General features: G+C 69.6%; 1 protein-coding gene. It reads right to left on the bottom strand.

The genetic code is table 11. The annotated features are described in order from the left end of the window. On the bottom strand, positions 1-2,028 hold a 2,028-nt coding region (locus ACIRJR_RS37090), incomplete at both ends, for a type I polyketide synthase (protein ID WP_403789195.1).

The raw sequence follows: 2,028 nt of genomic DNA, 5'->3' as shown, positions 1-2,028 counted from the left end.
CGACGACACCAGCGAATACCCCACATCCACCAGACCCGGCCCACCCACACCCTCCAGCGCGGCCCGCAACCGGCCGGACTGTGTTTCCAGAGCGGTCGCCGACCTGGCGGACACCACCAACGGCACCACAGGCAACTCACGGGTCGCCGGCTCGGGCACGAGCTCCCGCGCGGGCGGCTCTTCGAGGATGACGTGCGCGTTGGTGCCACTCACACCGAACGAGGACACACCCGCACGACGCGGACGCCCCGTCTCCGGCCACGCACGCGACTCCGTCAGAAGGGACACAGCACCGCTGTCCCAGTCCACCTGCGAGGACGGAGCATCCACATGCAGAGTCCTGGGCAGCACACCCTCCTGGAGCGCCATCACCATCTTGATGACACCACCCACACCGGCCGCGGCCTGCGCATGCCCGATGTTCGACTTCAACGACCCCAGCCACAAAGGCTGCTCAGCCGAACGCTGCCCATACGTCGCCAGCAACGCCTGCGCCTCGATCGGATCACCCAACCGGGTACCCGTCCCATGCGCCTCCACCACATCCACATCACCCGCACCCAGGCCGGCACTGTCCAGAGCCGCCCGGATCACCCGCTGCTGCGACGGACCGTTCGGCGCCGTCAGCCCATTACTCGCACCGTCCTGATTCACCGCCGAACCACGCACCACCGCCAGCACACGACGACCCCCGGCCACCGCATCCGACAACCGCTCCACCAACAGCACACCCACACCCTCGGCCCAACCAGTGCCGTCCGCACCCTCCGCGAACGCCTTGCACCGGCCGTCCGAAGCCAGACCCCGCTGCTGCGAGAACTCCACGAACATCCCCGGAGTCCCCATCACCGTCACACCACCCGCCACAGCAAGATCGCACTCACCCGCACGCAACGACTGCGCAGCGAGATGAAGCGCGACCAACGACGACGAGCACGCCGTGTCCACCGTCACCGCCGGACCCTCAAGACCCAACGAATACGACACACGACCGGACACGACGCTGGCCGTGTTGCCGGTGAGCAGGTAGCCCTCGTACCCCCGGGCGTCCTCGTGGAGGCGCGGTCCGTACTCCTGGGTCATGGCGCCGACGAAGACGCCGGTGCGGGAGCCCTTCAGCGAGTCCGCCGGAACACCCGCCCGCTCCAGCGCCTCCCACGAGGTCTCCAGCAGCAACCGCTGCTGCGGATCCATCGCCACCGCCTCACGCGGCGAAATACCGAAGAACCCCGCGTCGAACTCACCCGCCCCGTGAAGGAAACCCCCCTCACGCACATACGAACGCCCCGGAACACCCGGCTCCGGATCGAACAGCGACTCCACATCCCACCCACGGTCCCCCGGGAACGGCGACACCGCGTCCACCCCCGACGACACCAACTCCCACAACGCCTCCGGTGAACCCACCCCACCCGGAAAACGGCACGCCATCCCCACGATCGCGATGGCGTCCTCGTCCTGGTCAGGAGCCGGCTGCTCACAGCGGGCCGGAACCCGGGCGGGGGCCGCGGGCTGCGCGGCCGGAGCCTCGCCAGCAGCCTCAGCGGCCGCGTCCCGGATCAGCCGGGCGACGGCAAGAGGGGTCGGGTGGTCGTAGATCAGGGTGGTGGGCAGGCGCAGGCCGGTCGCAGCCCGCAGCCGGTTGCGCAGTTCGATGCCGTTGACGGACTCGAAGCCCTGCTCCTTGAAGGTCTTCCCGGACGCGATCGAATCGCCGGTGGCACGGCCGCACACAGCGGCAGCCTGGACACGCACCAGCTCCAGCACGTGGTCGAGCTGTTCGGCCTCGGTGCGGCCGTGCAGCTCTCGGCTGAGCAGGGTCTCGTCGGCGTCGGCCACGGAGAGCCGGCCGTGCTCCGCGGGGTCTTCCGCGGTGAGCCAGTGTCGGGTGCGTTGGAAGGCGTAGGTGGGGAGGTCGACGGTGCGGGCCCCGGTCCCCTCGAACAGGGCGGTCCAGTCGATGTCCGTCCCACGGACGAAGAGTTCCGCCGCGGAGGCCAGGAACCGCTCCAGCCCGCCCTCACCACG

Origin of the sequence: Streptomyces sp. NPDC102402, assembly GCF_044765765.1 — a bacterium.
In the GTDB taxonomy this organism is placed as follows: Bacteria; Actinomycetota; Actinomycetes; order Streptomycetales; family Streptomycetaceae; genus Streptomyces.
The sequence above is the reverse complement of the archived record's forward strand: the minus strand, read 5'-3'. Positions and strand labels throughout refer to the sequence as shown.